Here is a 357-nt window from a genome sequence, read left to right as displayed (position 1 = left end):
CAACCAACAAGAAAACACTGGCAGATTACGCCCGTGCCTTATCCGGAGAGGATGAATGACGCGACAGGAAGAACTTGCCGCTGCCCGTGCGGCACTGCATGACCTGATGACAGGTAAACGGGTGGCAACAGTACAGAAAGACGGACGAAGGGTGGAGTTTACGGCCACTTCCGTGTCTGACCTGAAAAAATATATTGCAGAGCTGGAAGTGCAGACCGGCATGACACAGCGACGCAGGGGACCTGCAGGATTTTATGTATGAAAACGCCCACCATTCCCACCCTTCTGGGGCCGGACGGCATGACATCGCTGCGCGAATATGCCGGTTATCACGGCGGTGGCAGCGGATTTGGAGGG

At 55.7% G+C, this 357-nt stretch carries 1 protein-coding gene; it reads left to right on the top strand.

The features are described 5' to 3' along the window. The first annotated feature begins 55 nt into the window (after window positions 1-55). The gene (locus tag JW499_RS21880) at window positions 56-262 is read left to right on the top strand and encodes a phage head-tail joining protein (RefSeq protein ID WP_000198149.1); all 207 of its coding nucleotides are present in this window, start codon (window positions 56-58) and stop codon (window positions 260-262) included. Window positions 263-357: the final 95 nt, after the last annotated feature.

The organism is Amphritea pacifica (assembly GCF_016924145.1).
Lineage (GTDB): Bacteria > Pseudomonadota > Gammaproteobacteria > Pseudomonadales > Balneatricaceae > Amphritea > Amphritea pacifica.
The sequence above is the reverse complement of the archived record's forward strand: the minus strand, read 5'-3'. Positions and strand labels throughout refer to the sequence as shown.